Raw genomic sequence first — 24800 nt, 5'->3', positions numbered from 1 at the left:
GACGGATTTATGCTGCGGCCCTAGGGAGTAGCAAACCGATCAGCCGCGCGCCAGCGCGAAAAACCTTTCGCAAACAGCAAGATCGTCGCGAATTGCAGCATGTTTTGCGGTCAAGACCGGGTCTTCGCCCCAGCGCTCGGCCTGGTAGGCGGCATCGAGCTCGGCGGCGGCAAAAGCCTGGGCGGCATCGATGCGGGCTTGCGCAAGCGCCAACCCGATCGCGAGCGAGCCCGCCGCGTCGACCGCAACGCCGAGACCCGCGAGTTCGAGATCGCTTGCGGCTGCGAGCGCTTTGCGCAACGCCTTGAGGCTCGCCTCCGGTTGCGGCGGCCCGACGACGGCGAGATGCGTTTCAAGCCGCGCGTCGTAGCGGTGCGCCAGCCAATCGAGCAGCGGTTGCCAATGCGCGATCTGGCGGGCGGCCAAATCGCGCGGCTGCTCGACGCGGTAGCAGACAAGATCGGTTTCGGCGAAGCCGAGAAGCGCTTCGATGATCGCATCGCGCTGCGGGCCGATGCGATCGATCGCCGTACCCACGATGCGCGTGAGGGGAACGCGCGCAAAATCGATCTTCGTGAATTTGCCCTTCGGCACCACGCCTTGCCATTCGTCGGCGAGCGCTTGGGCGAACGCTTGCGTGTGCACGGCGATCGCAGCCCCCGCAGGCGTGCGCACAGGCGTGCCGTCGAGTGCCACGCCATACGCATCGCCCAGCGCCACGACGCTGGGGATGGCGTAGGCGTCTTTCGTCGGCGACGTGCTCAACGGCCGAACGGCAGGCGGCCGATGCCGGGCACCTGGATGCCGCCCGAGGGAGCGGGTGCCGGGGCCGCTTGCGCCGGGGCCGGTTGGGCGGCGGGTGCGGACGCCGGTTGTGCCGGTGCCGGGCGGCCCGTTGCGGCCGCAAGCGCCTGGGCGCAGGCATTCGAGGCGCCCGGGGCCGCTTGCGCCGGTGCCGCCTGGCGCTGGCCGCCGCCAAGCAGACCGCCGACGATAGCACCTGCCCCGCCGACGATGTTGCCGGCACCGCCGACAATGCCCGTGACCGCCCCTGCCCCGCCCGACAGCAGCGCTTGTGCCGTACCGGCCGGATCGGGGACGACGCTCGAGTTGGCGAAGGTGCCGCGAATGAACACGGCGACCGGGCCTGCAACCTGATTGAGATTGAGCTGCTCGCTGCGCAGATCGAACGAGCCCGAGGTGCGCGCCGACATGATGCCCGTATCGATGAGGCCGGCTTTGTAGGTGCCCACCCCGTTCTGGAAGTCGATCTTGTGGATGCCGCAACGCACCGACGTGCCGATATTGAGGGCCGCCAACGGCGGGGCGACCTTGCCGAGCCAATCGCCGATCACGCGCGTGGCGGCCTGGCCAAGCTCGCCCGGCCCCATGTTCAGGAACACATCGCCCTGCAGCGTTGCAGCAAGCCCGCGCGCGGTCTCGCCCTGGCCGCGCAGATTGAGATCGAACGCGGTAAGCCCACCCTTGAACCAATCGTTGAGCTTGCGCTCGGTGAGCACGCGGCCGACATCGAGATTGCGCATCTCGACCTTCTGCGTGAAGCCCTTCTGCGCGGCGTTGGCCGTGGTCTCGATCGCAAATTTCCCGCCGTCCATCTCGAAGGTCAAAGGCCGCAGAGTAAGCTGGCCGTTATTGACGACGAGCTGCAGATTGAGGCTGCGCAGCGTCGCCCCTTGCGTGACGATGCTGTCGGCCGCGTAGCGCAGATCGGCGTTCGCACTGTTCAGCAATTCGAACGGCACCTTCTCGTTCGGGATCACGCGCCCGTCGCTGGGCGTGGCGGCCGAAGGTGCCGCCGCAGGCCTTGCGGGCTGTGCGGTTGCGGGCTTGGGCGGGAACAGCTTCACGAGATCGACCGAGGTCGAGCGCAGATTGGCCTGCACCGAGGGCTTGCCGCCGGGCGGATTGGCAAGTGTGGCCTCGCCCGAAAGATCGACCGCGTTCTGCGGGCCTGCCGCGAGCTTGAGGTTGGAAAGCTGGTAGCGGGCGGCGGCCGTGTCGCGCAGTTGCAACTGCAGATCGAGCGGGCCTGCCACGGCCGGTTCCATGCGCGCGGCCCGGAACGGGGCGGCCATGTCGGTCGAGACGGCGCGCACGGCGACGTTGAGGCCGCGCTGTTCGAGCGGATCGAGGAACGCACCCGCCACGTCGAGCTTGATCGTGTCGGCCTTGCCGAATTCGACCTTGATTTCGGGCAGGCTCAAACGGTTGCTGGGGCCGCTGTCGGCGATCTTGAGCGTGAGCTTCAAAGGCCCGAGTGCCGGGATTTCCTGCTTGGCGAGGGCGGCGAGTTTCTGCACCTCGGGGATTTCGGCGATGAGGTCGAACGTATAACCCTGGCCCTTGGTGGGGACCATGATGCCGCCCGCAATCTTGCCGGTCAGCACATTGTCGCCGACCGCAAAAGCGAGATCGACGGGATAGGGGCGCCCGACGGTTTGCAATGCGCGCTCGACCGAACCGACCTGGCCTTTCAGCGTGAATTTCTGTTCGCCCGCGAGCGCCGGAACGTTGACCGCACCGGCAATGTCGAGGCGCAGCGGATCGGCCGCGCCGTCGGCATTCACGAGAATGCGCTCGAGCTTGATCTCTTGGGTTTCGCGCGTCTTGCCGTCGCGGTAGGCGAAGCGCGCATTGCGCAGTTCGACCGCGCGCACCACCGGGAGCGGGGCACCCGCCCCGCCGCTCTGGGCTGCTTGCGACTGATTGGGCTGGGCCGGTGCGGGTGCCGCCGTCTCGAATTCCCAATTGCCGCGCCCGGCGGCGTCGGTCTCGAGCAGAATGTCGGTGTCGGCCAAAACAAGGCGCGTGATTTCAATCTGCTTCGAAAGCAGCGGCAGCAAGGCCACCTGCACTTCGAAGCGGCCGACCTTGACCATCTCGGGCCGCGAGCCCCAGGGCGCATTGGAAAAGGTCACGTCGGCGATGCCGAAGCTCGGGCTGAAGCCGATCGCAAGCTTGATGTCGCCTTTGAGGGCCAAATCGCGGCCGGTCGCCTTCTTGGCGGCCTCAACGATCTGCGGCTTGTACTGGTTGGGATCGATCGACGACGCGACGATGAACACGCCCGCGACGACGACGACCACGAGGCCAACGAGGCCGATGGCAACCCATTTCAAGATACGCATTGTGCATTCCCCCAGAGTTCCCGAATCAAGTCGGGCACTTCGCCGTAGTGTGCGGCAAGCCTGTCGGCACCGGCCGCCGTCAGCTCGTCCGCCGCATGATAGCCCCAGACGACGCCGATCGCCGGAATGCCGGCCGCCTTCGCCATCGCCATGTCGAAACTCGTATCGCCGATCATGACGGCGTTTTTGCGATCAACGCCGGTTTCTTCGAGCGCCCAATGCAGCATCGTGGGATCGGGCTTGCCGGGCGCGCGGTCGGCCGTCTGGAGCGTGGAAAAGCGGTTGCCGAGCCCGTGGGCGGCGAGTACGGCATCGAGGCCGCGGCGCGCCTTGCCGGTCGCAATGCCGAGCTGCCAGCCTTCGGCCTCCAGCGCGTCGAGCGCATCGAGGGCGCCCGGAAACATCGGCTCGACCATGCCGCCCTCGGTGCGCAGCTCGAAGAAGGCGCGCTTGTAGGCCTCCGTGAGGTCGAGATGCACGGCGGCGCGTTGGTCGGGGGCGAGCAGCGCCATGCAGCGCTCGAGCGGCAAGCCGATCACGCGATGCGTCTGCGCAAGCGTGGGGGCCGCAAGGCCGAGAGCGTCGAACGCACTTTGCATGCAGGCCTGGATCGCGTGCTGGCTGTCGACGAGCGTGCCGTCGAAATCAAAAATCGCGAGGCGGGGGGAAAGCGTTTCGGTCATGGGGCAGGAGTTTGCCGGTTTCCGACCGGCGCGCCAAGCCCCCTGCCCGGCCTGTCAGTCACGGGGGAACGGATCGATCCGCGCATCGGCATCGAAGCCGAAAAACTCCCAGGTCTTGGCCATGTGCGTCGGTAGCGGCGCTTTGACCTTCAAAAGCCCGCTGCCCGACGGGTGCGGAATCTCGATCGAGCGCGCATGCAGATGCAGCTTGCCCGACACGCCGTCGCCGGGCAGGCGCGCAGCGGGGCCGCCATATTTGCCGTCGCCGACGATCGGCGTTTTGAGCGCATCGGCGCAATGCACGCGCAATTGATGCGTGCGGCCCGTGCGCGGCCACAGCACGAGCCACGCCGCCTTGTCGCCTGCCGCTTCGGCGGTCGCAAACAGCGTGACCGCACGCTTGCCGTCCTCTTCGTCGGCCGCCACGCGCTCGTAGCCGCCAGGACCTGCTTCTTTGGCCAAGGCCAGATCGATCTTGCCTTGCGACGGTTTGGGTGCGCCCACGACGAGCGCCCAATAGATCTTGCGCGCATTGCGATGGCGGAACGCGTCGCCGAGCAGCTGCGCGTTGCGCGCCCCGCGTGCGAGCACGAGCACGCCAGACGTATCGCGGTCGAGCCGGTGCACGAGCTTGGGCCGGCCTTCTTGTTCGAACTGCAACGCATCGAGCATGCCGTCGATATGGCGCTCGGTGCCGGTCCCGCCCTGCACGGCAAGACCCGGCGGCTTGTTCAGCACGATCACGTCGTCGTCTTTGTAGATCACGCACGATTGGATGAGCTCGGCATCCGCTTTCGAGACGCTGCGGGGTGCGCGCACGGCCGTGACTTCGTCGGGCTCGTCGGGCGGCGGCATCGCGATGTTCGGCGGCAGGCGCACGTCTTGGTCCGGCAGCAGGCGCTGGTTCGACTTTGCGCGCTTGCCGTCGACGCGGATCTGGCCCGTGCGCAGCAGCTTTTCGATGCGCCCCTGGGCAAGCCCCGGGAAACGCCGCTTGAGCCAGCGGTCGAGCCGCTGGTCGGCGTCGTCGGCTTTGATCGCAATGGTGATGACGCCGCTCATTCGTCCCTCGTGCGCCGGGCGCGCAGTTTGGCCCAATAGTCCAGCCGTTTGCGGATCTCGCGTTCGAACCCGCGATCCGGCGGATCGTAGAAAATCTCGCGCGCCATCTTGTCGGGAAAGTAATTCTGGCCCGAAAAGCCGTCTGGCGCATCGTGGTCGTAGGCGTAATCCTTGCCGTAGCCAAGCTCTTTCATCAAAGCGGTCGGCGCATTGAGAATATGCATGGGCGGCATCAGCGAGCCGGTGCGCTTGGCCGCCGCATTGGCCCCGCTCGAGGCCACATAGACGGCGTTGGATTTGGGCGCACAAGCCAGATACGCGACCGCCTGCATGATCGCCAATTCGCCCTCGGGCGAGCCCAGGAAGTCGTAGGCGTCTTTGGCCGCCAAAGCCTGCACCAGCGCTTGCGGGTCGGCCAAGCCGATATCCTCGACCGCAAAACGCACGAGGCGGCGCACGATATAAAGCGGGCCTTCGCCGCCCGCGAGCATGCGCGCGAGCCAATAGAGGGCCGCGTCGACGTCCGAGCCGCGCATCGATTTGTGCAAGGCCGAGATGAGATTGTAATGGCCTTCCTGCGCCTTGTCGTAAAGGGGCGCGCGGCGCTGCACGGCGTTGGCAAGTGCCGCCGTATCGAAGGGGCTGCCGCGATGCTGGAACACCTGTTCGACAAGATTGTAGAGATAGCGCCCGTCGCCGTCGGCCATCGCGATGAGCGCACCGCGCGCATCGTCGGTCAGCGGCAGCTTTCGCCCTTCGGCAGCTTCGGCTTTGCCCAGCAACGTTTCGAGCGTGGCATCGTCGAGCCGCTTCAGCACCAGCACTTGGCAGCGCGACAGCAAGGCGGCGTTGACTTCGAAAGACGGGTTTTCAGTCGTGGCCCCCACAAGGGTGACTGTGCCGTCTTCGACATAGGGCAAAAAACCGTCTTGCTGACCGCGATTGAAGCGGTGGATCTCGTCGACGAACAGCAGCGTCGATTTGCCCATCTGGCGGCGCTCGACCGCCTCGGCAAACGCCTTGCGCAGATCGGCCACACCGGAAAACACCGCCGAGAGGGCGACGAATTCGAGCCCGACCGCACTTGCGAGCAGCCGCGCGATCGTGGTCTTGCCGCAGCCCGGCGGGCCCCACAATACGATCGAGGCAAGCTTGCGGTTGGCGAGCATGCGCGCCAATGGCCCCTCGCCCGCCAGCAGATGGTCCTGGCCCACCACGTCGGCCAATGTCGCGGGGCGCAAACGCTCGGCCAAGGGGCGGTCGGAATTCGCACTTGCGAAGAGGCCGCCCGCTGTTGATTTCGGCGGCGTCATCCGCCGACGGTCGTGTTCAGCACACGCCCGCCGCGGCTCACCTGCAGGCGCCACGGCAGCGGCAATTGCACCGCACGGCGCGCGTCTTCGACCGTGGCGATGGCGCGGTCGTTGATGCGCAGCACGAGATCGCCCGGCTGCAGGCGCAGCTGTGCCGCCGGGCTGCCGCGCCGCACCTCGGTCACGATCACGCCGCGCGCCGGCAGATCGAGGCCGAGCTCGTCGACGAACGCGGGCGACAGATTGGCAAGCGTGGCACCCGAAAACGGATGCTGGCCGCGCATGGGTGTCACGTCGCGCGGCGGATTTTCGACCGGGGCTGTGAGTGACGCCGTCACGATGTTTTCGCGCCCGCCCCGCCACACGGCGAGGCGCACACTCTGGCCGATGGGCTGTGTCGCGATGCGGAAGCGCAGGGCATCGTTGTCGTTGACCTCGCGCCCTTCCACGCGCAGCACCACGTCGCCGCGCCGCAAGCCCGCGCGATCAGCAGGTCCGCCCGGAAACACATCGGTGATGGCGACCCCGACCGGGCGGCTCAATCCCAAGCCGGGGGCAAGCTCGCTCGTGACGGTCTGGCCCGAAGCACCCAGCCACGCGCGCACGAGCCGCCCGCCCGAGGCGACCGAAGCCACGACCGTCTGCACCATGTTGGCGGGTACGGCGAAACCAACGCCGTTCGACCCGCCGTCGCGCGAGAAGATTGCGGTGTTGATGCCGATGAGCTTGCCGTCGAGCGTGACCAAAGCGCCGCCCGAATTGCCGGGATTGATCGCGGCGTCGGTCTGGATGAAAAAGCGGAAATCGGCAATGCCCGCCATCGTGCGCGCGACGGCCGAGACGATCCCTTGCGTGACTGTCTGGCCCACGCCGAACGGGTTGCCGATCGCGAGCACGATGTCGCCCACTTCAAGGTCGTCCGAATCCTTGAGCTCGAGCGTGGGCAAGGGCTCGGCCCCGGCATCGATGCGCAGGATGGCAAGATCCGTGCGCTCGTCGCCGCGCACGAGGCTTGCTTCGAATTCGCGGCGATCGGCCAGGCTCACGACGATTTCTTCGGCGCCGCGGATCACGTGGAAATTCGTGACGATGAGGCCCGATGCGTCGACGATGACGCCCGAGCCCAGCGAGTTCTGCACGCGCTCGCCGATACCCGGAAACTGGTTGCCGAAAAAGCGCTGGAAGGTGGGGTCGTTGGCAAGCGGCGACGGGATCGCGCGCTGCACGCGCCTTGTGGTGACGTTGACGACGGCAGGAGCCGCGCGCTTGACCACGGGGGCGAAAGACAGCTGCACCTGCGCGCGCGACTCCGGCACCACGCGGGTTTGGGCGGCGACGGGGGCTGCCAGCAGAAGAACCAGAAGGAAAGACAAAAATCGCATAGCGTCAGTATAGTTCCTTCGCAAGGTTGGCGCCAAGCCAAGCCATGCCGATGTTTAACCAGGGGCGATACCGTAACCTTCCTTCAACAGAGAGCGAATCCTGCAGCGTGCCCTTTCTCCTTGCAACGCTGCTGCTCTCGATGATCGCGTCGCCGGCGCTCGCGCAGAACTATGTGGACGCATGCCGCGTCGCACGTTTGGCTGCGCAGCCTGCGGCGCGCGAGGCTGTCGGAGGCCTCGGCGCACCGCCCTCGAGTTTGACCCTGGCGGAGATCGAACATACGGCCGCGTGCATGGCTGCGGCCCTCGATCGGTCGTTCGCTGCCGTGGGCGATGCAGCGATACGCCGCGTGCGCGCATGGGCGCCAATGTCGACCAGCTATAAAGCCTCCGAACACGGCACGTTCCTGCGGGTATACGCCAATCCGCAAGCGGCCGCGTCTTACGCGCGCTACGAGGAAGGCCCGCGCATGCCGCAAGGCGCCATGGTGATCAAACGTTCCTTCCGCGTCGAGACCGACGGGCGCGTGCGCCCCCACCGAACCTACATCATGGAAAAAATGGGCGTGGGCTACGAGCCCGGAATCAACGATTGGCGGTTCGCCGCCTACGAGCCCAATGGCGCATTGGTGGGCGAAACCGGCGGCCGCGACAATGCCCGCGTACGCTTTTGCGCCGAGTGCCATGCAGCAGCGCGCGAACAAGACTTCTTGATCTTCGTGTTGCCGAAATTCCGAATCACGTCGGTCGGGCAATAAACGCAAGCGACGTTTCCGTCCACAATGCGCATGGCTCCAATAAAGTTTCTTCGCAAGGCTGGCGCCACGCGCGGCGGGAGGCGGGAATGGACAAAACGACCGATTGGCGGGATGGCGTGCGGATCGTGCGCGGTGCTGCGGTTGCGCGCGAAATGCGCGACCCCGGCGGCATTGGCCGGGCGACTGCGGCACAGTTCAGCGGCGGCGGTGCCGGCAATGTGTGGATCGGCGCGGTGTCGCTCGCCCCCGGCGACTTCGCCTATTTCGTGCCGCATGTGCCGCACCAGGAGCGCAACCCGAGTGCGGCCGAGTCCGTCGATTTCCTCGTTGTGCGCACGGATGCGGCGCGCCTCGCGCTCAAGCTCGACGCCGACCCGGTCGCAACGCCCGAAACCGTCGCCTGATCGGCTGCGATCCGCATCAGCGGTGCACGGGCGCGCTGCGCGTATGGCCGTCAACCTTGGTGCCGTCGCCGCGCGTGTACGGATCGACGGTGACGGGGCCATGCGACGTGCGCAGCTGGTTGCGGCGGCGCGCTTCGGACGATTCGAACCAGCTTTTCACCTTCTCGAACGCTTCGGCCTGGCGCGGATTGCCGCTCTGCCAATAGCGCCGCGACGCCTGCACCGCACGCACATCGTCTTCGGTCCAATCCTCGACCGGCAAGGTCAGCAGACGCTCGACGCGCAAAGCCGCGTCGTCTTTCCAGGCGGGCGGCCAATTGTCGCGCGGACCATGGCCTTCAATATCGCCCCACCGTTCCTTTGGAAGATAGCGTGCGGTCCCGTTTGCGCCGCTTCCGCCATGTTCGAAGGAAGCCGCAATCTCCGCCTTTGCCAACCGCACGACATCCTCGCGACTTTTCGCCGCACGCGCAATGCGCAGCGCGATCTCGTTGTTGTTCGAACGACCCATCGTTGCTTCGTCCGGTTTTTGGCGATCTTTCTCGTCGACTGCCCGATAATTCCCCTTAATCTCGTTGGCCTCGCCCATTGCCCAGGCGGGCAGCGAACCCCGCGTGCGGGCTTCTTCCGCAATCCAAATAATGTGGCGAAACGCATCGCCGGGACCGTTGTGCGTTCCCGGAAGTCGCGACGACTTGGTTTCTTGTTCGGCCCAAGTCGAGGCTTCGGTTGAATATGACGATGTTTTCATCTTTTGTTCTCTTTTCTTAGTTTGAGGTTTTGCAACGGCTTAGCCCGTTTGAGGCGCGTATGGCACGCAGCCGTCTAGATTTGCGATTCCTGACTTCCAGCGCAGGATAACGACGCATCGTCGGCCGAAAGAGGCGTGGCCGGCGAAAAGCTGGATGCGCTGGGCGTCGAGGCCAAGCTGCGGCCGCGGCACGACGTAATACTCGACCGACCATTTCCAAGATTTGACCGGTTCCAATACAATTGCAGCGGGGAACTTCTCGCCCGACAAGGGGGCGCGCACCCGAACCGCTGCCGCACGACCGTCGATGAAGCGCGACTCAGCATACGGCCCGAAACTTGGCGCCGAGCCGTCGTCGATTTCGACGATCTCGTAGGTGAAGCGCAGATTCGACCAGAGCCAGAAAAACGCGATCATCCAGACCGCGATTTTCCACCAGTTGCGTGGGCGCCGTTCGCGCGGCGGCAAGCCCAGCCGCCGCATGATCGGCACACCATCGGTTCGTTTGATCTCGTCCATAGATTGAAACATATCAAGAACAAAATGGCCGCACAAGCAGTTTTGCGCGAGTTATTTACGCAAATACAACTGGGTTTTCGGAGATCCCACGGAAGCAGCGCCAAAACAAAAACGGCGCCGATTTCTCGGCGCCGTCTGTGCTGGTCCCTAAAGCGTTGGCGCTAGAACGCTTACGCGTTCGCGGCTTCGGCCTTTTCGTTGGCTTCGCGCTCGGCGGCCACGCGAGCCTTGTCGGCCTTGCCCTTGGCTTCCGGATCGCGATCCACGAGTTCGATCACTGCAAGCGACGCCGCATCGCCGTGGCGCATGCCCGCGCGCAGAACGCGCGTATAGCCGCCGGCGCGCGTCTTGTAGCGCTCGGCCAGAGGCCCGAACAGCTTCTGCGCCACGATCGTATCCTGCAGCATCGACAAGGCACGGCGCCGATTGGCAAGGCCGCCCTTCTTGCCCAGCGTGATCAGCTGGTCGACGTAAGGGCGCAGTTCCTTGGCCTTGGAAACCGTGGTCTTGATCTGCTCGTGCACGATCAGCGACACCGCCATGTTGGCGAGCGTTGCTTGGCGGTGCGGCGAGGTGCGGCCCATCTTACGGCCGGCTACTCCGTGACGCATGACTCTCTACTCCTTCGGCGAACAGCCGCTCAATACGGCTCTTCGAGTTTCTTGGCGAGCTCTTCGATGTTCTCGGGCGGCCAGCCGACGATCTGCATGCCCAGATGCAGACCCATTTGCGACAGCACTTCCTTGATCTCGTTGAGCGACTTGCGGCCGAAATTCGGCGTGCGCAGCATCTCGGCTTCCGACTTCTGGACGAGGTCGCCGATATAGATGATGTTGTCGTTCTTGAGGCAGTTGGCCGAGCGAACCGACAGTTCGAGCTCGTCCACCTTCAAGAGCAGGTTCTTGTTGAACGGCAGATCGCCGACCTTCTCTTCGACGCGCTCCGCGTTCGGCTCTTCAAAATTGATGAAGAGCTGCAGCTGGTCCTGGAGGATGCGCGCGGCCAAGGCCACGGCGTCTTCCGGCGTGATGGCGCCGTTGGTTTCGATGCGCATCGACAGCTTGTCGTAGTCGGTGACCTGGCCGACGCGCGTGTTCTCGATCTTGTACGAGACCTTGCGCACGGGGCTGAAGAGCGCATCGACCGGAATGATGCCGATGGGCGCGTCGGCCGGGCGCGACGTGGCACCCGGAACGTAGCCCTTGCCGCTCTCGACGGTCATTTCCATCATGAGCTTGGCGCCGTCGTCGAGCGTGCAGATCACGTGGTCGGGGTTCATGACCTCGATGTCGTGGCCGGTTTCGATCTGGCCTGCGCGCACTTCGCCGGGGCCGGTCGCCTTCAGCACGATGCGCTTGGGGCCGTCGCCGTGCATGCGCAAGGCGATCGCCTTGATGTTCAGCACCACGTCGGTCACGTCTTCGCGCACGCCCGGAATCGACGAGAACTCGTGCAGCACGCCTTCGATCTTGATCGTCGTGATCGCGGCACCCTGCAGCGACGAGAGCAGCACGCGGCGCAGCGCGTTGCCGAGCGTGAGGCCGAAACCGCGCTCCAGCGGTTCCGCCACCACGGTCGCTTCGCGCTTGGCGTCGTCGCCGGGCTCGATGTCGAGCTTCTGGGGCTTGATCAGTTCTTTCCAGTTCTTCTGCAGCACGTGGATCACCTTTCGGGCGGTCTTGCGGGGCCGGGGGGCAAGGGCGCCGAAGAGCGCCGGCCCCGATCCCGCATAATTTCGTCTTTTGCCGTTGCAACCGGAGGCGGGAAGGCCCGCAACCGGTCTGGATCACCGCAGGCTTAGACGCGCCGACGCTTGGGCGGACGGCAGCCGTTGTGCGGGATCGGCGTCACGTCGCGGATCGACGTGATCTGGAAGCCGACGGCCTGCAGCGCGCGCAAAGCCGACTCGCGGCCCGCACCCGGACCCTTCACTTCCACTTCGATCGTGCGCATGCCGTGTTCCATGGCCTTCTTGCCCGCGTCTTCGGCAGCCATCTGGGCGGCGTAGGGCGTCGACTTGCGGCTGCCCTTGAAGCCTTGCGTGCCCGACGAGGACCACGAGATCGTATTGCCCTGCGCGTCGGTGATCGTGATCATCGTGTTGTTGAACGAGGCGTTCACGTGCGCCACGCCCGAAATGATGTTCTTGCGCTCGCGGCGGCGCGGACGCCCTGCTGCGGCTGCTGCTTTTTTGTCGGCCATCGTTGGTGTCCTCGAATGTCTCGGAGTGCTTCAGGCTACTTGGCGCAAGCGGTTACTTGCGCGCGGCGACCTTCTTGCCAGCGATCGGACGCGCCTTGCCCTTGCGGGTACGCGCGTTCGTGTGCGTACGCTGGCCGCGCACCGGCAGGCCCTTGCGATGGCGCAGGCCGCGATACGCACCCATATCCATCATGCGCTTGATGTTCATCGCGATTTCGCGGCGGAGGTCGCCCTCGACGCGGAATTCGCGGTCGATGCATTCGCGGATCTTCAGCACTTCCTCGTCGGAGAGCTGATTGACCCGTTTCGCATCGGGGATTCCCACTTTTTTGCAGATGTCGACGGCCAAAGCCGGACCGACACCGAAAATGTAGCGCAGCGCGATGACTACGCGCTTGCCCGTGGGAATGTTGACGCCAGCAATACGCGCCACGTCGGCTCTCCTTCGTCTCTGTTTTGGCTGCGGCGGACGCCGCATACTCGTTTTCGTCGGTTCGAGGCCGCCCACACCCCCACCCGTCCGGGGTTCGGGGCTGGCGGCCCGAATGCTTGAATTCCTTTTTCGTCCCAGTCACTTAACCCAGTTTTTTGCGAGCTCCAGAAGGCGACGCTTGGCAATACCAATGCGTCCCGACCTGGCCCACCGACCACCGAGAGGCGCGCATTATATGCACCCGCGCCCTCGAGTCAACCGCGCTCGTAAAAGAATCTTGACGTCGCCTGATACCCCCTCAAACCGCCGCAATCTGCTTGCCCAACAGCTTCGAAAGTTCGCCCGTTACCGCATCCATGTCCGCCATGCCGTCGACCGAGCGCAAAGCGCCGTGTTCGCGGTAGTAGGGGATGATGGGTGCGGTCTGCTCGTGATACGCCTTGAGGCGTGCGGCCACCGTTTCGGCCTTGTCGTCAGGGCGGCGCACGAGATCCTTCGAGCCGCACGAGTCGCAAGTGCCCGCGACGCGCGTCGGGCGCGTTTCGTCGTGGTAGACGGCCCCGCAATTCTTGCAGCTGTAGCGGCCCGAGATGCGCGCCACGAGAGCGGCATCGTCAACCCGCATTTCGATGCAATGATCGAGCTTGTAGCCGCGCGCCTTCAGCATCGTGTCGAGCGCTTCGGCTTGTGCGACCGTGCGCGGAAAACCGTCGAGAATGAAACCGTTTTTGCAGTCGGGTTCGCCGATGCGTTCGGCGATCATGCCGATCAGGATGTCGTCGGACACGAGCTTGCCCGCTTCCATGACGGCCTTGGCCTTGCGGCCCACTTCCGTGCCTGCGGCCACGGCCGCGCGCAGCATGTCGCCCGTGGAGAGCTGCACGATGCCGAGCGCCTTTTCGATGCGCTTGGCTTGCGTTCCCTTGCCGGCACCCGGCGGGCCCAACAGCACGATGTTCATAGGCGTCGACTCCCGATTTCCGTTTTTAGCGCCGCGTCCCGCGCAGCTTGGATTTTTTGATCAGGCCTTCGTACTGATGGGCGAGAAGATGCGAATGCACCTGCGCCACCGTGTCCATCGTGACCGAAACGACGATCAGCAGCGACGTGCCGCCGAAATAGAACGGCACCGAATACTGGCTGATGAGGATCTCAGGCAGCACGCAGATCACCGCCAGATATGCAGCCCCGATGACGGTCAAGCGCGTGAGCACGAAATCGAGATAGTCGGCCGTATTCTTGCCGGGCCGGATGCCGGGCACGAAGCCGCCGTGTTTCTTGAGATTGTCCGCCGTCTCGACCGGATTGAAGACCACGGCCGTGTAGAAGAAGGCGAAGAACACGATCAGCGCCACGTAGAGGGCGATGTAGAGCGGCTGGCCGTGCGCGAGGTTGGTCGTGAGCCAGGTCAGCCACGGAATGTCGTTGGTCTGGTTGAAATTGGCGAAGGTCAGCGGCAGCAGCAGCAGCGACGAGGCGAAGATCGGCGGGATCACGCCCGAGGTGTTGAGCTTCAGCGGCAGGTGCGAGGATTCGCCGCCGAACATCTTGTTGCCGACCTGGCGCTTCGGGTACTGCACGACGATGCGGCGCTGGGCGCGCTCGACGAACACGATCGCCATGACGACCAGCACCGCCATGATCAGCAGCACGAGGATGATGAAGGTCGAAATGGCGCCCGTGCGGCCCATTTCGAGCGTCGCGCCCAAAGCGCTCGGCAGGTTCGCGATGATGCCCGCGAAGATGATCAGCGAAATGCCGTTGCCCACGCCGCGCTGCGTGATCTGTTCGCCGAGCCACATCAGAAACATGGTGCCGCCCGTAAGCGTGACCACGCAGGTGAAGCGGAAGCCCCAGCCCGGATCGATGACCGCACCCGCAACCGACCCGCGCATGCCCTCGAGCCCGACCGCGATGCCGAAGGACTGGAACAAGGCGAGGAACAGCGTGAGATAGCGGGTGTACTGGTTCAGCGTCTTGCGGCCCGCCTCGCCCTCTTTCTTGAGGGCTTCGAGTTGCGGGGACACGGCCGTCATCAGCTGCACGATGATCGACGCCGTGATGTAGGGCATGATGTTGAGCGCGAACAGCGTCATGCGGCCGAGCGCGCCGCCCGAGAACATGTCGAACATGCCCAGGATGCCGCCGCGTTGGCTCTCGAAGATTTCGCGCAAGATGCCCGGATCGATGCCGGGCAGCGGGATGTAGGTCCCGATCCGGTAGACGATGAGCGCGCCCAGCGTGAACCACAGACGGTTCTTGAGTTCCGTCGCCTTCGAAAACGCGCCCCAGTTCAGGGACTGCGCGAGCTGTTCCGCCGCCGATGCCATCCGCCCAACGCCTCTTTCCGATCCGTTTGCCGCAAGCCCTGCCCGGACCCTGCCGATTTAGGGACGCAACGACGGGCGAATCAAGCCGCCTTGCCGCCGCCTTTTTTGGCTTCCTTGGCCTTGCGCTTGGCCTGGCGTTCGCGCTTCTTGGCCTTGTCCGCCTCGACCTTTTCGCGCTTGGTCTCGACGATTTCGATCTTGCCGCCGGCCTTTTCGACCGCGGCGATCGCACTCTTCGTGGCGCCGTGCGCAATCAGCTGTACCTTGGCCTTGAAATCGTCGCCGCCGTCGCCGAGGACCCGCAGACCGTCGAACTCGCGGCGCAGGATGCCGGCCGCGACCAGCGTCTTGGCGTCGATCGGCTTCGAGGCATCAATGCGCTTCTCGTCGATCGCCCACTGCAGCTTGCCCAGGTTGATTTCCTGGTAGTCGAGCCGGAAAATGTTGTTGAAGCCGCGCTTGGGCAGACGGCGATAGATCGGCGTCTGGCCGCCTTCGAAGCCGTTCAGCGCCACGCCCGAGCGTGCGGTCTGGCCCTTGCCGCCGCGACCCGACGTCTTGCCGAGACCCGAGCCGATGCCGCGGCCGAGAATCTTGCGGCCCTTGCGGGCACCCTTGTTGTCGCGAATTTCGTTGAGCTTCATGGGACGTTCCAATCGATCGAAAGGGGCGTGGCCGTCAGCCGAGAGATTCTACTCTCAGCCCTGGACCTGCACCAAATGCTGCACTTTGCGGATCATGCCGCGCACCGAGGGCGTGTCCTCGAGCGTGCGCACCGCACCGATCCGCTTGAGGCCGAGACCGACCAGCGTTTCCTTCTGGCCGGGACCGCGGCCGAGGACGCTGGCGATCTGCTTTACCGTGACGGTCTTCTTGGCGGACATGGTTTCTCTCCTGGACCGGATCAGGCCGCGGCCGCGTCGGTTTCGCGACGGCCGACGATGTCCGCAATCTTCTTGCCGCGCTTGGCCGCGACGTTGCGCGGGCTCGCCATGCGCGTGAAGGCGTCGAACGTGGCCTTGATCATGTTGTGCGGGTTGGACGTGCCCGTCGACTTGGCGACGATGTCCTGGATCCCGAGGCTTTCGAAAATGGCGCGCATCGGGCCGCCGGCGATGATGCCGGTACCCGGCTCGGCCGAGCGCAGCACGACATGGCCGGCACCGAAATGGCCGCGCACATCGTGGTGCAGCGTGCGCCCTTCGCGCAGCGGCACGCGCTGCATGGCGCGCTTGGCGTATTCGGTCGCCTTGCGGATCGCTTCCGGCACTTCGCGGGCCTTGCCCGTGCCGTAGCCGACTTTGCCCTTGCCGTCGCCGACGACGACGATCGCGGCAAAGCCGAAGCGCTTGCCGCCCTTCACCACCTTCGCGACGCGATTGATGGCGACGAGCTTTTCGACGAGTTCGGCTTCGTCGCGATCGCGCGGGCGATCGCCCTGACCGTCGCGACGGCCGCGGCCGGGACCGCGTTCGCCTTCACCACCCTTGCGTGCCATGGAAACCCTTCCTCGAATTCGAAATCAGAACGACAGACCGCCTTCGCGCGCGGCGTCAGCCAGCGCACGAATGCGACCGTGATAGCGATAGCCGCCGCGATCGAAGGCGACTTCCTTGATGCCCTTGGCGATGGCGCGCTTGGCCACCAACACGCCCACGGCCTTGGCCGCGTCGATGTCGGCGCCGCCTTTGAGGGCACCCTTCAGTTCCTTGTCCACGCTCGAAGCGGCCGCCATCGTGATGCCCGTCGCATCGTCGATGACTTGCGCATAGATGTGCTTCGACGAGCGGAACACCGAGAGACGCACGCGACCCGCCGCCTTGGCGCGGAGCGAATGCCGCACCCGCGCCGTGCGGCGGTCGTGCAAGAGCTTTGCCTTGTCCATGGGTGCGGTTCCTTACTTCTTCTTGCCTTCTTTGCGACGGATCGTCTCGTCGGCGTACTTGATGCCCTTGCCCTTGTAGGGCTCGGGGCGACGCAGTTGGCGGATTTCGGCGGCGACTTGGCCGACCTGCTGGCGGTCGGCGCCCGTGACGCTGAGCGCCACGTTCTTTTCGCCGACCTTGATCGCAATACCTTCCGGGATCGGGAAGGCGATTTCGTGGCTGAACCCGATCTTGAGCATAAGGTTCTTGCCCTGGACGTCGGCGCGGAAACCGACGCCGTTGATCTCGAGATTGCGCTCGAAACCGACCTGGGCACCCTTGACCATGTTGGCCACGAGGGCGCGCGAGGTGCCCCACGCCGAACGCGCCAGCTTCGACTGGCTGCGCGGCACGAACACGACCTTGCCGTCCTTGACCGCGGCCGAGATCTCGCGATGGAGCACGAGCGAACGACGCCCGGTCTTGCCCGCAACCACGACCTCTTGGCCTTTGACTTCGACGGTGACGCCCTGAGGCACAGTCACCGGATTTTTGCCGATACGCGACATGATGTTTCCTGCCTTCCGATCAGAATACGGTGCAGAGGACTTCGCCGCCGACATTGTTGGCGCGAGCCTCGCTGTCCGACATGACGCCGCGCGGCGTCGACAGGATCGAAATGCCGAGACCGCCGTAGAATTTCGGCAGATCGCGGATCTTCGCGTAGACGCGACGGCCTGGCTTGGAGACGCGCGCGATCTCTTTGATGACCGGTTCGCCTTCGTGGTACTTCAGCTCGACCGAAAGTTCGGGCGTCGCCAGCTTGCGGTCGACGACCGCGTAGCCGCGAATGTAGCCTTCGCGCTCCAGCACATCCAGCACGCTCTTGCGCAGCTTCGAAGCCGGGACGTCGACTGCCGTCCGGCGCTGCGTCTGTGCGTTGCGGATGCGCGAAAGCATATCGCCGAGGGGATCGCTCATCGCCATGTCCGTAATCCTTCCTTATGCCTTACCAGCTCGCCTTGACCATGCCGGGGATCTGGCCGATCGAGGCCAATTCGCGCAGCTTGATGCGGCAGAGCTTGAATTTGCGGTAGTTCCCGCGCGAGCGGCCCGTGAGTTCGCAGCGCAGACGCACGCGGGTGGGGGCCGAATTGCGCGGCAATTCGGCGAGTTTGAGGCGCGCTTCGAAGCGCTCCTCCGGCGACAGCGACTCGTCGATCGCGGTCGCCTTCAGGCGCGCGCGCTTGCCGGCGAACTGCTTCGCCATGCGCTCGCGGCGCTTGTTCTTCTCGACGGAACTCTTCTTGGCCATGTGGCTCTCAGCCCTCGTCAGTTGTAGAACGGCATGTCGAACGACTTCAGAAGCGCCTTGGCTTCGTCGTTCGTCTTCGCCGTCGTTACGATGATGATGTCCATGCCGCGCACCTGGTCGATGCGGTCGTAGTTGATCTCGGGGAACACGATCTGCTCTTTGATGCCGAGCGAGTAGTTGCCGCGCCCGTCGAACGACTTGGGCGACAGGCCGCGGAAGTCGCGCACGCGCGGCAAGGCGATCGTCACCAGACGGTCGAGGAATTCGTACATGCGGGCGCCCCGCAGCGTCACCTTGGCGCCGATCGGCAGGCCGCGGCGCAGCTTGAAGTTCGCGATCGCCTTGCGCGCCTTGATCACGATGGGCTTCTGGCCCGTGATCGCGGCGAGCTCGGCCACGGCCGCCTCGAGCTTCTTGGCGTCGTGGGCCGCTTCGCCCACGCCCATGTTGACGACGATCTTTTCGAGCTTGGGCACCTGCATCGGGCTCTTGTACCCGAATTGCTGCATTAGGGCCGGCTTGATCGTCTTGTCGTAGTTGTCTTGCAGACGCGTTGCCATATCGCTCACCGATCGATGGTTTCGCCGGACTTGCGCGCAAAGCGGAGCTTGGCGCCGTCGACGGTTTTGTAGCCGACCTTGGTCGGCTTGCGGTCCTTGGGGTCCATGTGGGCGACGTTCGACACGTGGATCGGAGCTTCCTTTTCCACGATGCCGCCGGCCTTGCCCTGCGTGGGACGCGTATGGCGCTTGACCATGTTCACGCCCTGCACGACCACACGCATTTCGTCCGGGATCACGCGGATGATCTTGCCCGACTTGCCCTTGTCGCGGCCCGTGATGACGACGACTTCGTCGTCTTTCCGGACCTTCAGCTTCACGGCCATTACAGCACCTCCGGTGCCAGCGAGATGATCTTCATGTAGCCCTTGCCGCGCAGTTCGCGCGTGACGGGTCCGAAGATGCGGGTCCCGATGGGCTCGCCTTCTTTGTTGATCAGCACGGCCGCGTTGCGGTCGAAGCGGACGGACGAGCCGTCGGCGCGGCGGATCTCTTTCGAGGTCCGCACGATCACCGCCTTGTGCACGTCGCCCTTCTTCACGCGGCCGCGCGGGATGGCTTCCTTGATCGACACGACGATGACATCGCCGATCGTCGCGGTCTTGCGCATGGAACCGCCGAGGACCTTGATGCACTGGACGCGACGTGCGCCAGAGTTGTCCGCGACTTCCAGATTTGTGCGCATCTGGATCATTGTTCAAATCCTCCGGGCGCTGTTCAGGATGCCGCGTCTTCGGTCACGATTTCCCAGCGCTTGCGCTTGGAAATCGGCCGGCATTCGCGGATCTTGACGTTGTCGCCCTCTTTGGCGCGGTTCGTTTCGTCGTGCGCAAGGTACTTCTTCGAGCGCACGATGAACTTCTTGTAGACAGGGTGCATCATGCGGCGCTCGACCTTGACCGTGATGGTCTTGTCCATGGCGTCGCTGGTGACGGTACCTTGCAGGATGCGGCGGGGCATTTTCGGTTATCCTCCGGGGCTCAGGCTTTGGCGGATGCCGGCTTGCGCCGACGTTCGCCCACAACCGTCTCGATGCGCGCGATGTCGCGGCGCACGGCGCGCACACGCGCGACGTTCTCGAGCTGGCCGGAGGCCTTCTGGAAACGCAGATTGAACTGTTCCTTGCGCAGGTCGACGAGCTGATCCTTCAGCTGGTCGTCGGTCTTCCCGCGGATGTCGGCAACCTTGGTCATGGTCGTTAGCCCTCTTCGCCCAGACGCACCACCATGCGCGTCTTGATCGGCAGCTTGGCGGCAGCCAGTTCGAACGCTTCGGAAGCGATCGCCTTCGGCACGCCGTCGATCTCGAACAGGATGCGGCCCGGATTGACGCGCACCACCCAGAATTCCGGGCTGCCCTTGCCAGAGCCCATGCGCACTTCGGCGGGCTTCTTCGACACCGGCACGTCCGGGAAAACACGGATCCACACGCGGCCGGCGCGCTTCAGATGGCGCGTGATCGTGCGGCGGGCCGCTTCGATCTGGCGGGCCGTGACGCGCTGGGGTTCCAGCGCCTTGAGGCCGTAGGCGCCGAAGTTCAGCGTGAAGCCGCCCTTGGCGTTGCCGTGGATGCGGCCTTTGTGCGCCTTGCGGTACTTGGTGCGCTTTGGGGAAAGCATGTTGTTTGATCCGTCTTTGTAAGCTTAGCGGGCCGGCTGCTGTTCCATGGCGCGCTTGTCTTGCGCCATCGGGTCGTGCGCCAGGATCTCGCCCTTGAACACCCACACTTTGACGCCGCAGGTGCCGTAGTTGGTCTTGGCCGTGGCCGTGCCGAAATCGATGTCGGCGCGCAGCGTGTGCAGCGGCACGCGACCTTCGCGATACCACTCGATGCGCGCGATTTCCGCCCCGCCCAGACGGCCCGAGCAGTTGATCCGGATGCCGAGAGCGCCCAGACGCATCGCCGACTGCACCGAGCGCTTCATCGCACGGCGGAACGCCACGCGGCGCTCAAGCTGCTGGGCGATGTTCTCGGCGATCAGCTTGGCGTCGATCTCGGGCTTGCGGATTTCGACGATGTTGAGGCTGACTTCGGCCTTCGTGAGCTTCGCCACTTCCGAGCGCAGCTTTTCGATGTCCGCACCCTTCTTGCCGATGACCACGCCCGGACGCGCCGTATGCAGCGTGATGCGCGCCTTCTTGGCCGGACGCTCGATGACGACGCGGCTCAGGCCGGCCTGCAGGAGCTTTTCCTGCAGCCAAACGCGCAGACGCAGATCTTCGTGCAGCAGGCGGGCATAGGCCGCGTCCGCGAACCAGCGCGAATCCCACGTGCGGTTGATGCCCACACGCAAGCCGATCGGATTGATTTTCTGACCCATCGTTTGCTCCTCAGGCCGCTTTGGCCGCGCCGTTTTTGCCTGCATCGGCCTTCTTCTTGTCGTCGCGCTCGCGCACGACGACCGTCAGATGGCTGAACGGCTTCACGACGGACGCCGACTTGCCGCGGCCGCGCGCGTGGAACCGGCGCAGCTGGAACGACTTGCCGACATGGGCTTCGGCGACGATCAGGCGATCGACGTCGAGCTGGTGGTTGTTTTCGGCGTTCGCGATCGCCGACTGCAGCACCTTCTTGACCTGCACCGCGATGCGGCGCTTGGAGAAGGTGAGCTCGGCCAACGCTGCCGACGCCGTCTTGCCGCGGATCGTCTCGGCGACAAGATTGAGCTTCTGCGGCGAAATGCGCACCGAGCGCAGGATCGCGCGCGCTTCGTTGTCCTTCAAGGGGCGCGGATGGGCGGGCTTGCTCATGTCACTTCCTCTCGGCCGACTTGTCGCCGCCGCCCGTGGCCGTATGGCCCGAGAAGGTGCGCGTGGGCGAGAATTCGCCGAATTTGTGGCCGACCATGTTTTCGGTGACCAGAACGGGCAGGAACTTGTGCCCGTTATAGACGCCGAACGTCAGACCGACGAATTGCGGAAGAACGGTCGAACGGCGCGCCCAGATCTTGATGATCTCGTTGCGCCCCGACGCGCGGGACTTTTCCGCCTTCTTAAGCAGGTACCCGTCGACGAAGGGACCCTTCCAAACAGCGCGAGCCACGAAGGCCTCCGTTACTTGGCGTTGCGACGACGGACGATCATCTTGTCCGTCGACTTGTTGTGGCGGGTCTTGTAACCCTTGGTCGGCTGACCCCACGGGGTAACCGGGTGACGCCCGCCTTTGGTGCGGCCTTCGCCGCCGCCGTGCGGGTGGTCGATCGGGTTCATGGCGGTGCCGCGCACGGTCGGGCGGATGCCCATCCAGCGCGAGCGACCGGCCTTGCCGATCTTGACGTTCTGCTGGTCCGGGTTCGAAACCGCACCGATCGAGGCCCAGCACTCGGCCGAGACCTTGCGCAGTTCACCCGACGACAGACGCAGAATGGCGTAGCCTGCGTCCTTGCCCACGAGCTGCACATACGTGCCGGCCGAACGTGCCATCTGGCCGCCGCGACCACTCTTGAGCTCGACATTGTGCACGACCGTGCCGACCGGAATGGCGCGCAGCGGCAGCGCATTGCCCGGCTTGATGTCGGCCTTCTCGCCCGAGACGACCTTGTCGCCAGCGGCAAGACGCTGTGGCGCCAGGATGTAGGCCTTCTCGCCGTCGGTGTAGGTCACGAGCGCGATGTAGGCGGTGCGGTTCGGATCGTATTCGATCCGGTCCACGGTCGCTTCCATGTCGTGCTTTTTGCGCTTGAAGTCGACGATGCGATACTTCTTGCGCGCACCGCCGCCGTGATGGCGCGTGGTGATGCGGCCGAGATTGTTGCGCCCGCCCGTCTTGGCCGAACCTTCGACCAGCGGCTTGTGCGGTTCGCCCTTCCACAGACCGGTACGGTCGACCAGCACGAGCTGGCGCAGGCCGGGGGTCTTGGGTTTGAAATGTTTGAGAGCCATGTCCCGATCTCCGTCAGAGGCTCGCGGTGACGTCGATCGTCTGGCCGGCGGCCAGCGTCACGACGGCTTTCTTCCAGTCCGAGCGCTTCCCGGGAATGCCCTTGAAGCGCTTGGTCTTGCCCTTGACGACGAGCGTGTTGACGGCCTTGACCTTGACCGAAAACAGCGTCTCGACCGCGGCCTTGATCAGCGGCTTGGACGCGTCGTCGCGAACCTTGAAAGTCACCTGGTTGAATTCGGACCCGCGCGTCGCCTTTTCGGTGATCACGGGGGCGAGGATCACGCCGTACAGCGTTTCCTTCGGATAGACTGTTGCCTTGGCCTTGCTCACTTCAGGCGCTCCTGCAAAGCGGCGACGGCGTCGCGCGTGAGCACGAGCGTGTCGCGGCGAAGAATGTCGTACACGTTCGCACCCTGCTGCGGCAGCACGTCGATGTGCGGAATGTTGCGCGCGGCCTTGGCGAAGTTTTCGTCGAGTGCCGCACCATCGACGAACAGCGCCGAAGCGATGCCCATCTTCTTGAAGCGCGCGGCGAGCTCCTTGGTCTTCGGCGCAGACAGCTTCACCGTGTCGAGCACGATGAGCTTGCCTTCGGCCTGCTTGGCCGACAGCGCCGACTTCAGCGCCAATGCACGGACCTTCTTGGGCAGGTCGTGCGCATGGCTGCGCGGCGTCGGCCCGAAGATGATGGCGCCGTGGCGCCATTGCGGCGAGCGCTTGGAGCCCTGGCGCGCGCGCCCCGAGCCCTTCTGCGCCCACGGGCGCTTGCCGCTGCCCGAGACTTCGCCGATTTCCTTGGTGTCGTGCGTGCCGGCGCGGCGCTTGGCGAGCTGGTAGCGCACCATGCGGGCCAGAATGTCGGGCCGCGACGGCAGGCCGAACACGTCGTCGGCGAGGTCGATTTCGCCGGCTTGGCCGTTGTCGAGGGTTTTGACTGCGATCTTCATCGGAAACGTTCCTTACCTTCAGGCCGCAGCCGCTTTACGAAGGCCCGCCGGTTGCGGCGCTTCCTTCGGCAGCTTGCGCTTGACTGCGTCGCTGACAAACACGAACGAACCGGCCTGGCCGGGAACCGAGCCGCGCACCATGATCAGACCCTTGTCGGCGTCGGTGGCGACGACCTTGAGGTTCTGCGTGGTGATGCGCGCGGTCCCCATGTGGCCGGCCATCTTCTTGCCCTTGAACGTGCGGCCGGGATCCTGGCGCTGACCGGTCGAACCGTGGCTACGGTGGCTGACCGACACGCCGTGCGAGGCTTCGAGACCGGCGAAGTTCCAGCGCTTCATGACGCCCTGGAAGCCCTTGCCGGTCGTGGAACCGGCCACGTCGACGAACTGGCCCGCGACGAAATGGTCGGCGCCGATTTCAGCACCCACTTCGAGCAGCTTGTCGGCCGGCACGCGGAATTCGGCGAGCTTGCGCTTGGGCTCGATCTTCGCCTTGGCGAAGTGGCCGCGCAGCGGCTTGCCGACATTCTTGACCTTGGCCTTGCCGACGCCGAGCTGCAGGGCGGTGTAGCCGTCCTTCTCAGCCGTGCGCACGGCCACGACCTGGCACTGATCGACCTTCAGCACCGTCACGGGGACGTGGCTGCCCTCTTCGGTGAAGAGGCGGGTCATTCCGACCTTGCGAGCGATAACGCCTGTGCGCGTCGTCATGTTCGTGTTCCCGGGCTTAAAGCTTGATCTCGACGTCCACGCCGGCGGCGAGGTCGAGCTTCATCAGCGCGTCCACCGTTTGCGGCGTGGGGTCGACGATGTCGAGGAGGCGACGATGCGTCCGGATTTCGAACTGCTCGCGGCTTTCCTTGTCGATATGCGGGCTGCGGTTGACCGTGAAGCGCTCGATGCGCGTCGGCAGCGGGATCGGCCCGCGAACCTGGGCGCCCGTGCGCTTGGCGGTGCTGACAATCTCGCCCGTCGATTGATCGAGGACGCGATGGTCGAACGCCTTCAGCCGGATGCGAATGCTTTGACTGACCATTTTGTTTTCCTGTCGCGAAGAACCGCGCGGATCCGAAGATCGGAACCGCGCGGACCTAAGCGTCTTTGTCTTACTTGATGATCGAAGCGACGACGCCGGCACCGACGGTGCGGCCGCCTTCGCGGATCGCGAAGCGCAGGCCTTCGTCCATGGCGATGGGCGCAATCAGCGTCACTTCCATCGACACGTTGTCGCCCGGCATCACCATT

The 24800-nt window shown here is 64.9% G+C and carries 38 protein-coding genes; 2 read left to right on the top strand and 36 right to left on the bottom strand.

Features of this window, described 5'->3' with window-relative positions; all coding sequences use genetic code 11:
* Positions 1–39 precede the first annotated feature (39 nt).
* Genes O9320_18740 through O9320_18715 form a run of 6 tightly spaced genes read right to left on the bottom strand, consistent with a single transcriptional unit; the run spans position 40 to position 7589 of the window.
* Entirely contained in the window at positions 40–765 is a 726-nt protein-coding gene (locus O9320_18740; GenBank protein MCZ8312890.1) for a chaperone, ATP12, read from the bottom strand.
* Positions 762–3149, bottom strand: coding sequence for an AsmA family protein (locus O9320_18735; protein ID MCZ8312889.1), 2388 nt, complete (start codon positions 3147–3149; stop codon positions 762–764). The genes O9320_18740 and O9320_18735 overlap by 4 nt, the downstream gene beginning before the upstream one ends.
* Positions 3137–3832, bottom strand: a complete 696-nt coding sequence (locus O9320_18730) for an HAD-IA family hydrolase (protein ID MCZ8312888.1) — start codon at positions 3830–3832, stop codon at positions 3137–3139. Before O9320_18730 ends, O9320_18735 begins: the two co-directional genes overlap by 13 nt.
* A gap of 54 nt (positions 3833–3886) precedes the next feature.
* Entirely contained in the window at positions 3887–4894 is a 1008-nt protein-coding gene (locus O9320_18725; GenBank protein MCZ8312887.1) for an RluA family pseudouridine synthase, read from the bottom strand.
* Positions 4891–6207, bottom strand: a complete 1317-nt coding sequence (locus O9320_18720) for a replication-associated recombination protein A (protein ID MCZ8312886.1) — start codon at positions 6205–6207, stop codon at positions 4891–4893. The genes O9320_18725 and O9320_18720 overlap by 4 nt, the downstream gene beginning before the upstream one ends.
* A complete protein-coding gene (locus O9320_18715; protein MCZ8312885.1) occupies positions 6204–7589 on the bottom strand; it encodes a DegQ family serine endoprotease in 1386 nt (461 codons plus the stop codon). The genes O9320_18720 and O9320_18715 overlap by 4 nt, the downstream gene beginning before the upstream one ends.
* A 107-nt stretch (positions 7590–7696) precedes the next feature.
* Here O9320_18715 and O9320_18710 point away from each other — a divergent pair, with 107 nt between their 5' ends.
* Positions 7697–8347 (top strand): cytochrome P460 family protein, encoded by a 651-nt coding sequence (locus tag O9320_18710; GenBank protein MCZ8312884.1) that lies wholly within the window; start codon positions 7697–7699, stop codon positions 8345–8347.
* Between the two features lie 86 nt (positions 8348–8433).
* Complete coding sequence (locus O9320_18705; protein MCZ8312883.1) at positions 8434–8751, top strand: hypothetical protein; 318 nt, start codon at positions 8434–8436, stop codon at positions 8749–8751.
* Between the two features lie 16 nt (positions 8752–8767).
* Here O9320_18705 and O9320_18700 read toward each other — a convergent pair whose 3' ends face one another.
* From O9320_18700 to tuf, 30 genes are all read right to left on the bottom strand, one after another.
* Positions 8768–9262, bottom strand: coding sequence for a hypothetical protein (locus tag O9320_18700; protein ID MCZ8312882.1), 495 nt, complete (start codon positions 9260–9262; stop codon positions 8768–8770).
* A gap of 279 nt (positions 9263–9541) precedes the next feature.
* Complete coding sequence (locus tag O9320_18695; protein ID MCZ8312881.1) at positions 9542–10057, bottom strand: hypothetical protein; 516 nt, start codon at positions 10055–10057, stop codon at positions 9542–9544.
* Between the two features lie 134 nt (positions 10058–10191).
* Positions 10192–10632: a 50S ribosomal protein L17 gene (gene rplQ, locus O9320_18690; GenBank protein ID MCZ8312880.1), complete on the bottom strand. Its 441-nt coding sequence runs from the start codon at positions 10630–10632 to the stop codon at positions 10192–10194.
* Between the two features lie 29 nt (positions 10633–10661).
* Positions 10662–11678, bottom strand: a complete 1017-nt coding sequence (locus O9320_18685; GenBank protein MCZ8312879.1) for a DNA-directed RNA polymerase subunit alpha — start codon at positions 11676–11678, stop codon at positions 10662–10664.
* A gap of 140 nt (positions 11679–11818) precedes the next feature.
* Positions 11819–12223: a 30S ribosomal protein S11 gene (gene rpsK, locus O9320_18680; GenBank protein MCZ8312878.1), complete on the bottom strand. Its 405-nt coding sequence runs from the start codon at positions 12221–12223 to the stop codon at positions 11819–11821.
* A gap of 52 nt (positions 12224–12275) precedes the next feature.
* Positions 12276–12656 (bottom strand): 30S ribosomal protein S13, encoded by a 381-nt coding sequence (rpsM, locus tag O9320_18675; GenBank protein MCZ8312877.1) that lies wholly within the window; start codon positions 12654–12656, stop codon positions 12276–12278.
* A gap of 298 nt (positions 12657–12954) precedes the next feature.
* On the bottom strand, positions 12955–13617 hold the full coding sequence (locus tag O9320_18670) for an adenylate kinase (protein ID MCZ8312876.1): 663 nt from the start codon (positions 13615–13617) through the stop codon (positions 12955–12957).
* Between the two features lie 25 nt (positions 13618–13642).
* Complete coding sequence (gene secY, locus O9320_18665) at positions 13643–14986, bottom strand: preprotein translocase subunit SecY (GenBank protein ID MCZ8312875.1); 1344 nt, start codon at positions 14984–14986, stop codon at positions 13643–13645.
* Between the two features lie 80 nt (positions 14987–15066).
* Complete coding sequence (rplO, locus tag O9320_18660) at positions 15067–15630, bottom strand: 50S ribosomal protein L15 (GenBank protein ID MCZ8312874.1); 564 nt, start codon at positions 15628–15630, stop codon at positions 15067–15069.
* 54 nt (positions 15631–15684) lie between these two features.
* Positions 15685–15870, bottom strand: coding sequence for a 50S ribosomal protein L30 (gene rpmD, locus O9320_18655; protein ID MCZ8312873.1), 186 nt, complete (start codon positions 15868–15870; stop codon positions 15685–15687).
* 20 nt (positions 15871–15890) lie between these two features.
* Positions 15891–16484: a 30S ribosomal protein S5 gene (rpsE, locus tag O9320_18650; GenBank protein ID MCZ8312872.1), complete on the bottom strand. Its 594-nt coding sequence runs from the start codon at positions 16482–16484 to the stop codon at positions 15891–15893.
* Between the two features lie 24 nt (positions 16485–16508).
* A complete protein-coding gene (rplR, locus tag O9320_18645) occupies positions 16509–16871 on the bottom strand; it encodes a 50S ribosomal protein L18 (protein MCZ8312871.1) in 363 nt (120 codons plus the stop codon).
* 12 nt (positions 16872–16883) lie between these two features.
* Complete coding sequence (gene rplF / locus O9320_18640) at positions 16884–17420, bottom strand: 50S ribosomal protein L6 (GenBank protein ID MCZ8312870.1); 537 nt, start codon at positions 17418–17420, stop codon at positions 16884–16886.
* Between the two features lie 19 nt (positions 17421–17439).
* The gene (rpsH, locus tag O9320_18635; protein ID MCZ8312869.1) at positions 17440–17838 is read right to left on the bottom strand and encodes a 30S ribosomal protein S8; all 399 of its coding nucleotides are present in this window, start codon (positions 17836–17838) and stop codon (positions 17440–17442) included.
* 22 nt (positions 17839–17860) lie between these two features.
* Positions 17861–18166: a 30S ribosomal protein S14 gene (gene rpsN, locus O9320_18630; GenBank protein MCZ8312868.1), complete on the bottom strand. Its 306-nt coding sequence runs from the start codon at positions 18164–18166 to the stop codon at positions 17861–17863.
* A 17-nt stretch (positions 18167–18183) separates the two neighbouring features.
* The gene (gene rplE / locus O9320_18625; protein MCZ8312867.1) at positions 18184–18726 is read right to left on the bottom strand and encodes a 50S ribosomal protein L5; all 543 of its coding nucleotides are present in this window, start codon (positions 18724–18726) and stop codon (positions 18184–18186) included.
* 5 nt (positions 18727–18731) lie between these two features.
* Positions 18732–19052, bottom strand: a complete 321-nt coding sequence (gene rplX, locus O9320_18620; protein MCZ8312866.1) for a 50S ribosomal protein L24 — start codon at positions 19050–19052, stop codon at positions 18732–18734.
* On the bottom strand, positions 19052–19420 hold the full coding sequence (gene rplN, locus O9320_18615) for a 50S ribosomal protein L14 (GenBank protein MCZ8312865.1): 369 nt from the start codon (positions 19418–19420) through the stop codon (positions 19052–19054). Before rplN ends, rplX begins: the two co-directional genes overlap by 1 nt.
* 23 nt (positions 19421–19443) lie before the next feature.
* A complete protein-coding gene (gene rpsQ, locus O9320_18610) occupies positions 19444–19686 on the bottom strand; it encodes a 30S ribosomal protein S17 (GenBank protein ID MCZ8312864.1) in 243 nt (80 codons plus the stop codon).
* Positions 19687–19706: 20 nt separating this feature from the next.
* The gene (gene rpmC, locus O9320_18605; GenBank protein ID MCZ8312863.1) at positions 19707–19919 is read right to left on the bottom strand and encodes a 50S ribosomal protein L29; all 213 of its coding nucleotides are present in this window, start codon (positions 19917–19919) and stop codon (positions 19707–19709) included.
* Between the two features lie 5 nt (positions 19920–19924).
* Positions 19925–20344, bottom strand: a complete 420-nt coding sequence (rplP, locus tag O9320_18600) for a 50S ribosomal protein L16 (protein MCZ8312862.1) — start codon at positions 20342–20344, stop codon at positions 19925–19927.
* 24 nt (positions 20345–20368) lie between these two features.
* The gene (gene rpsC / locus O9320_18595; protein ID MCZ8312861.1) at positions 20369–21046 is read right to left on the bottom strand and encodes a 30S ribosomal protein S3; all 678 of its coding nucleotides are present in this window, start codon (positions 21044–21046) and stop codon (positions 20369–20371) included.
* 10 nt (positions 21047–21056) lie between these two features.
* Positions 21057–21476 (bottom strand): 50S ribosomal protein L22, encoded by a 420-nt coding sequence (gene rplV, locus O9320_18590; protein ID MCZ8312860.1) that lies wholly within the window; start codon positions 21474–21476, stop codon positions 21057–21059.
* Position 21477: 1 nt separating this feature from the next.
* Positions 21478–21768: a 30S ribosomal protein S19 gene (gene rpsS, locus O9320_18585; protein MCZ8312859.1), complete on the bottom strand. Its 291-nt coding sequence runs from the start codon at positions 21766–21768 to the stop codon at positions 21478–21480.
* Between the two features lie 11 nt (positions 21769–21779).
* Complete coding sequence (gene rplB / locus O9320_18580) at positions 21780–22607, bottom strand: 50S ribosomal protein L2 (GenBank protein ID MCZ8312858.1); 828 nt, start codon at positions 22605–22607, stop codon at positions 21780–21782.
* A gap of 13 nt (positions 22608–22620) precedes the next feature.
* Positions 22621–22938, bottom strand: a complete 318-nt coding sequence (locus O9320_18575) for a 50S ribosomal protein L23 (protein MCZ8312857.1) — start codon at positions 22936–22938, stop codon at positions 22621–22623.
* Positions 22935–23555 carry a 50S ribosomal protein L4 gene (rplD, locus tag O9320_18570; GenBank protein MCZ8312856.1) on the bottom strand — a complete coding sequence of 207 codons (621 nt, stop codon included), beginning with the start codon at positions 23553–23555 and terminating at the stop codon, positions 22935–22937. The genes O9320_18575 and rplD overlap by 4 nt, the downstream gene beginning before the upstream one ends.
* 18 nt (positions 23556–23573) lie before the next feature.
* Positions 23574–24266, bottom strand: a complete 693-nt coding sequence (gene rplC / locus O9320_18565) for a 50S ribosomal protein L3 (GenBank protein MCZ8312855.1) — start codon at positions 24264–24266, stop codon at positions 23574–23576.
* A gap of 16 nt (positions 24267–24282) precedes the next feature.
* Entirely contained in the window at positions 24283–24591 is a 309-nt protein-coding gene (gene rpsJ / locus O9320_18560) for a 30S ribosomal protein S10 (protein MCZ8312854.1), read from the bottom strand.
* Between the two features lie 70 nt (positions 24592–24661).
* Positions 24662–24800 (bottom strand): elongation factor Tu (tuf, locus tag O9320_18555; protein MCZ8312853.1); only part of this gene is annotated, 139 nt, incomplete at its 5' end.

The organism is Magnetospirillum sp. (genome assembly GCA_027532905.1).
In the GTDB taxonomy this organism is placed as follows: domain Bacteria; phylum Pseudomonadota; class Alphaproteobacteria; order CACIAM-22H2; family CACIAM-22H2; genus Tagaea.
This window is presented reverse-complemented; position numbering and strand designations above follow the sequence as displayed.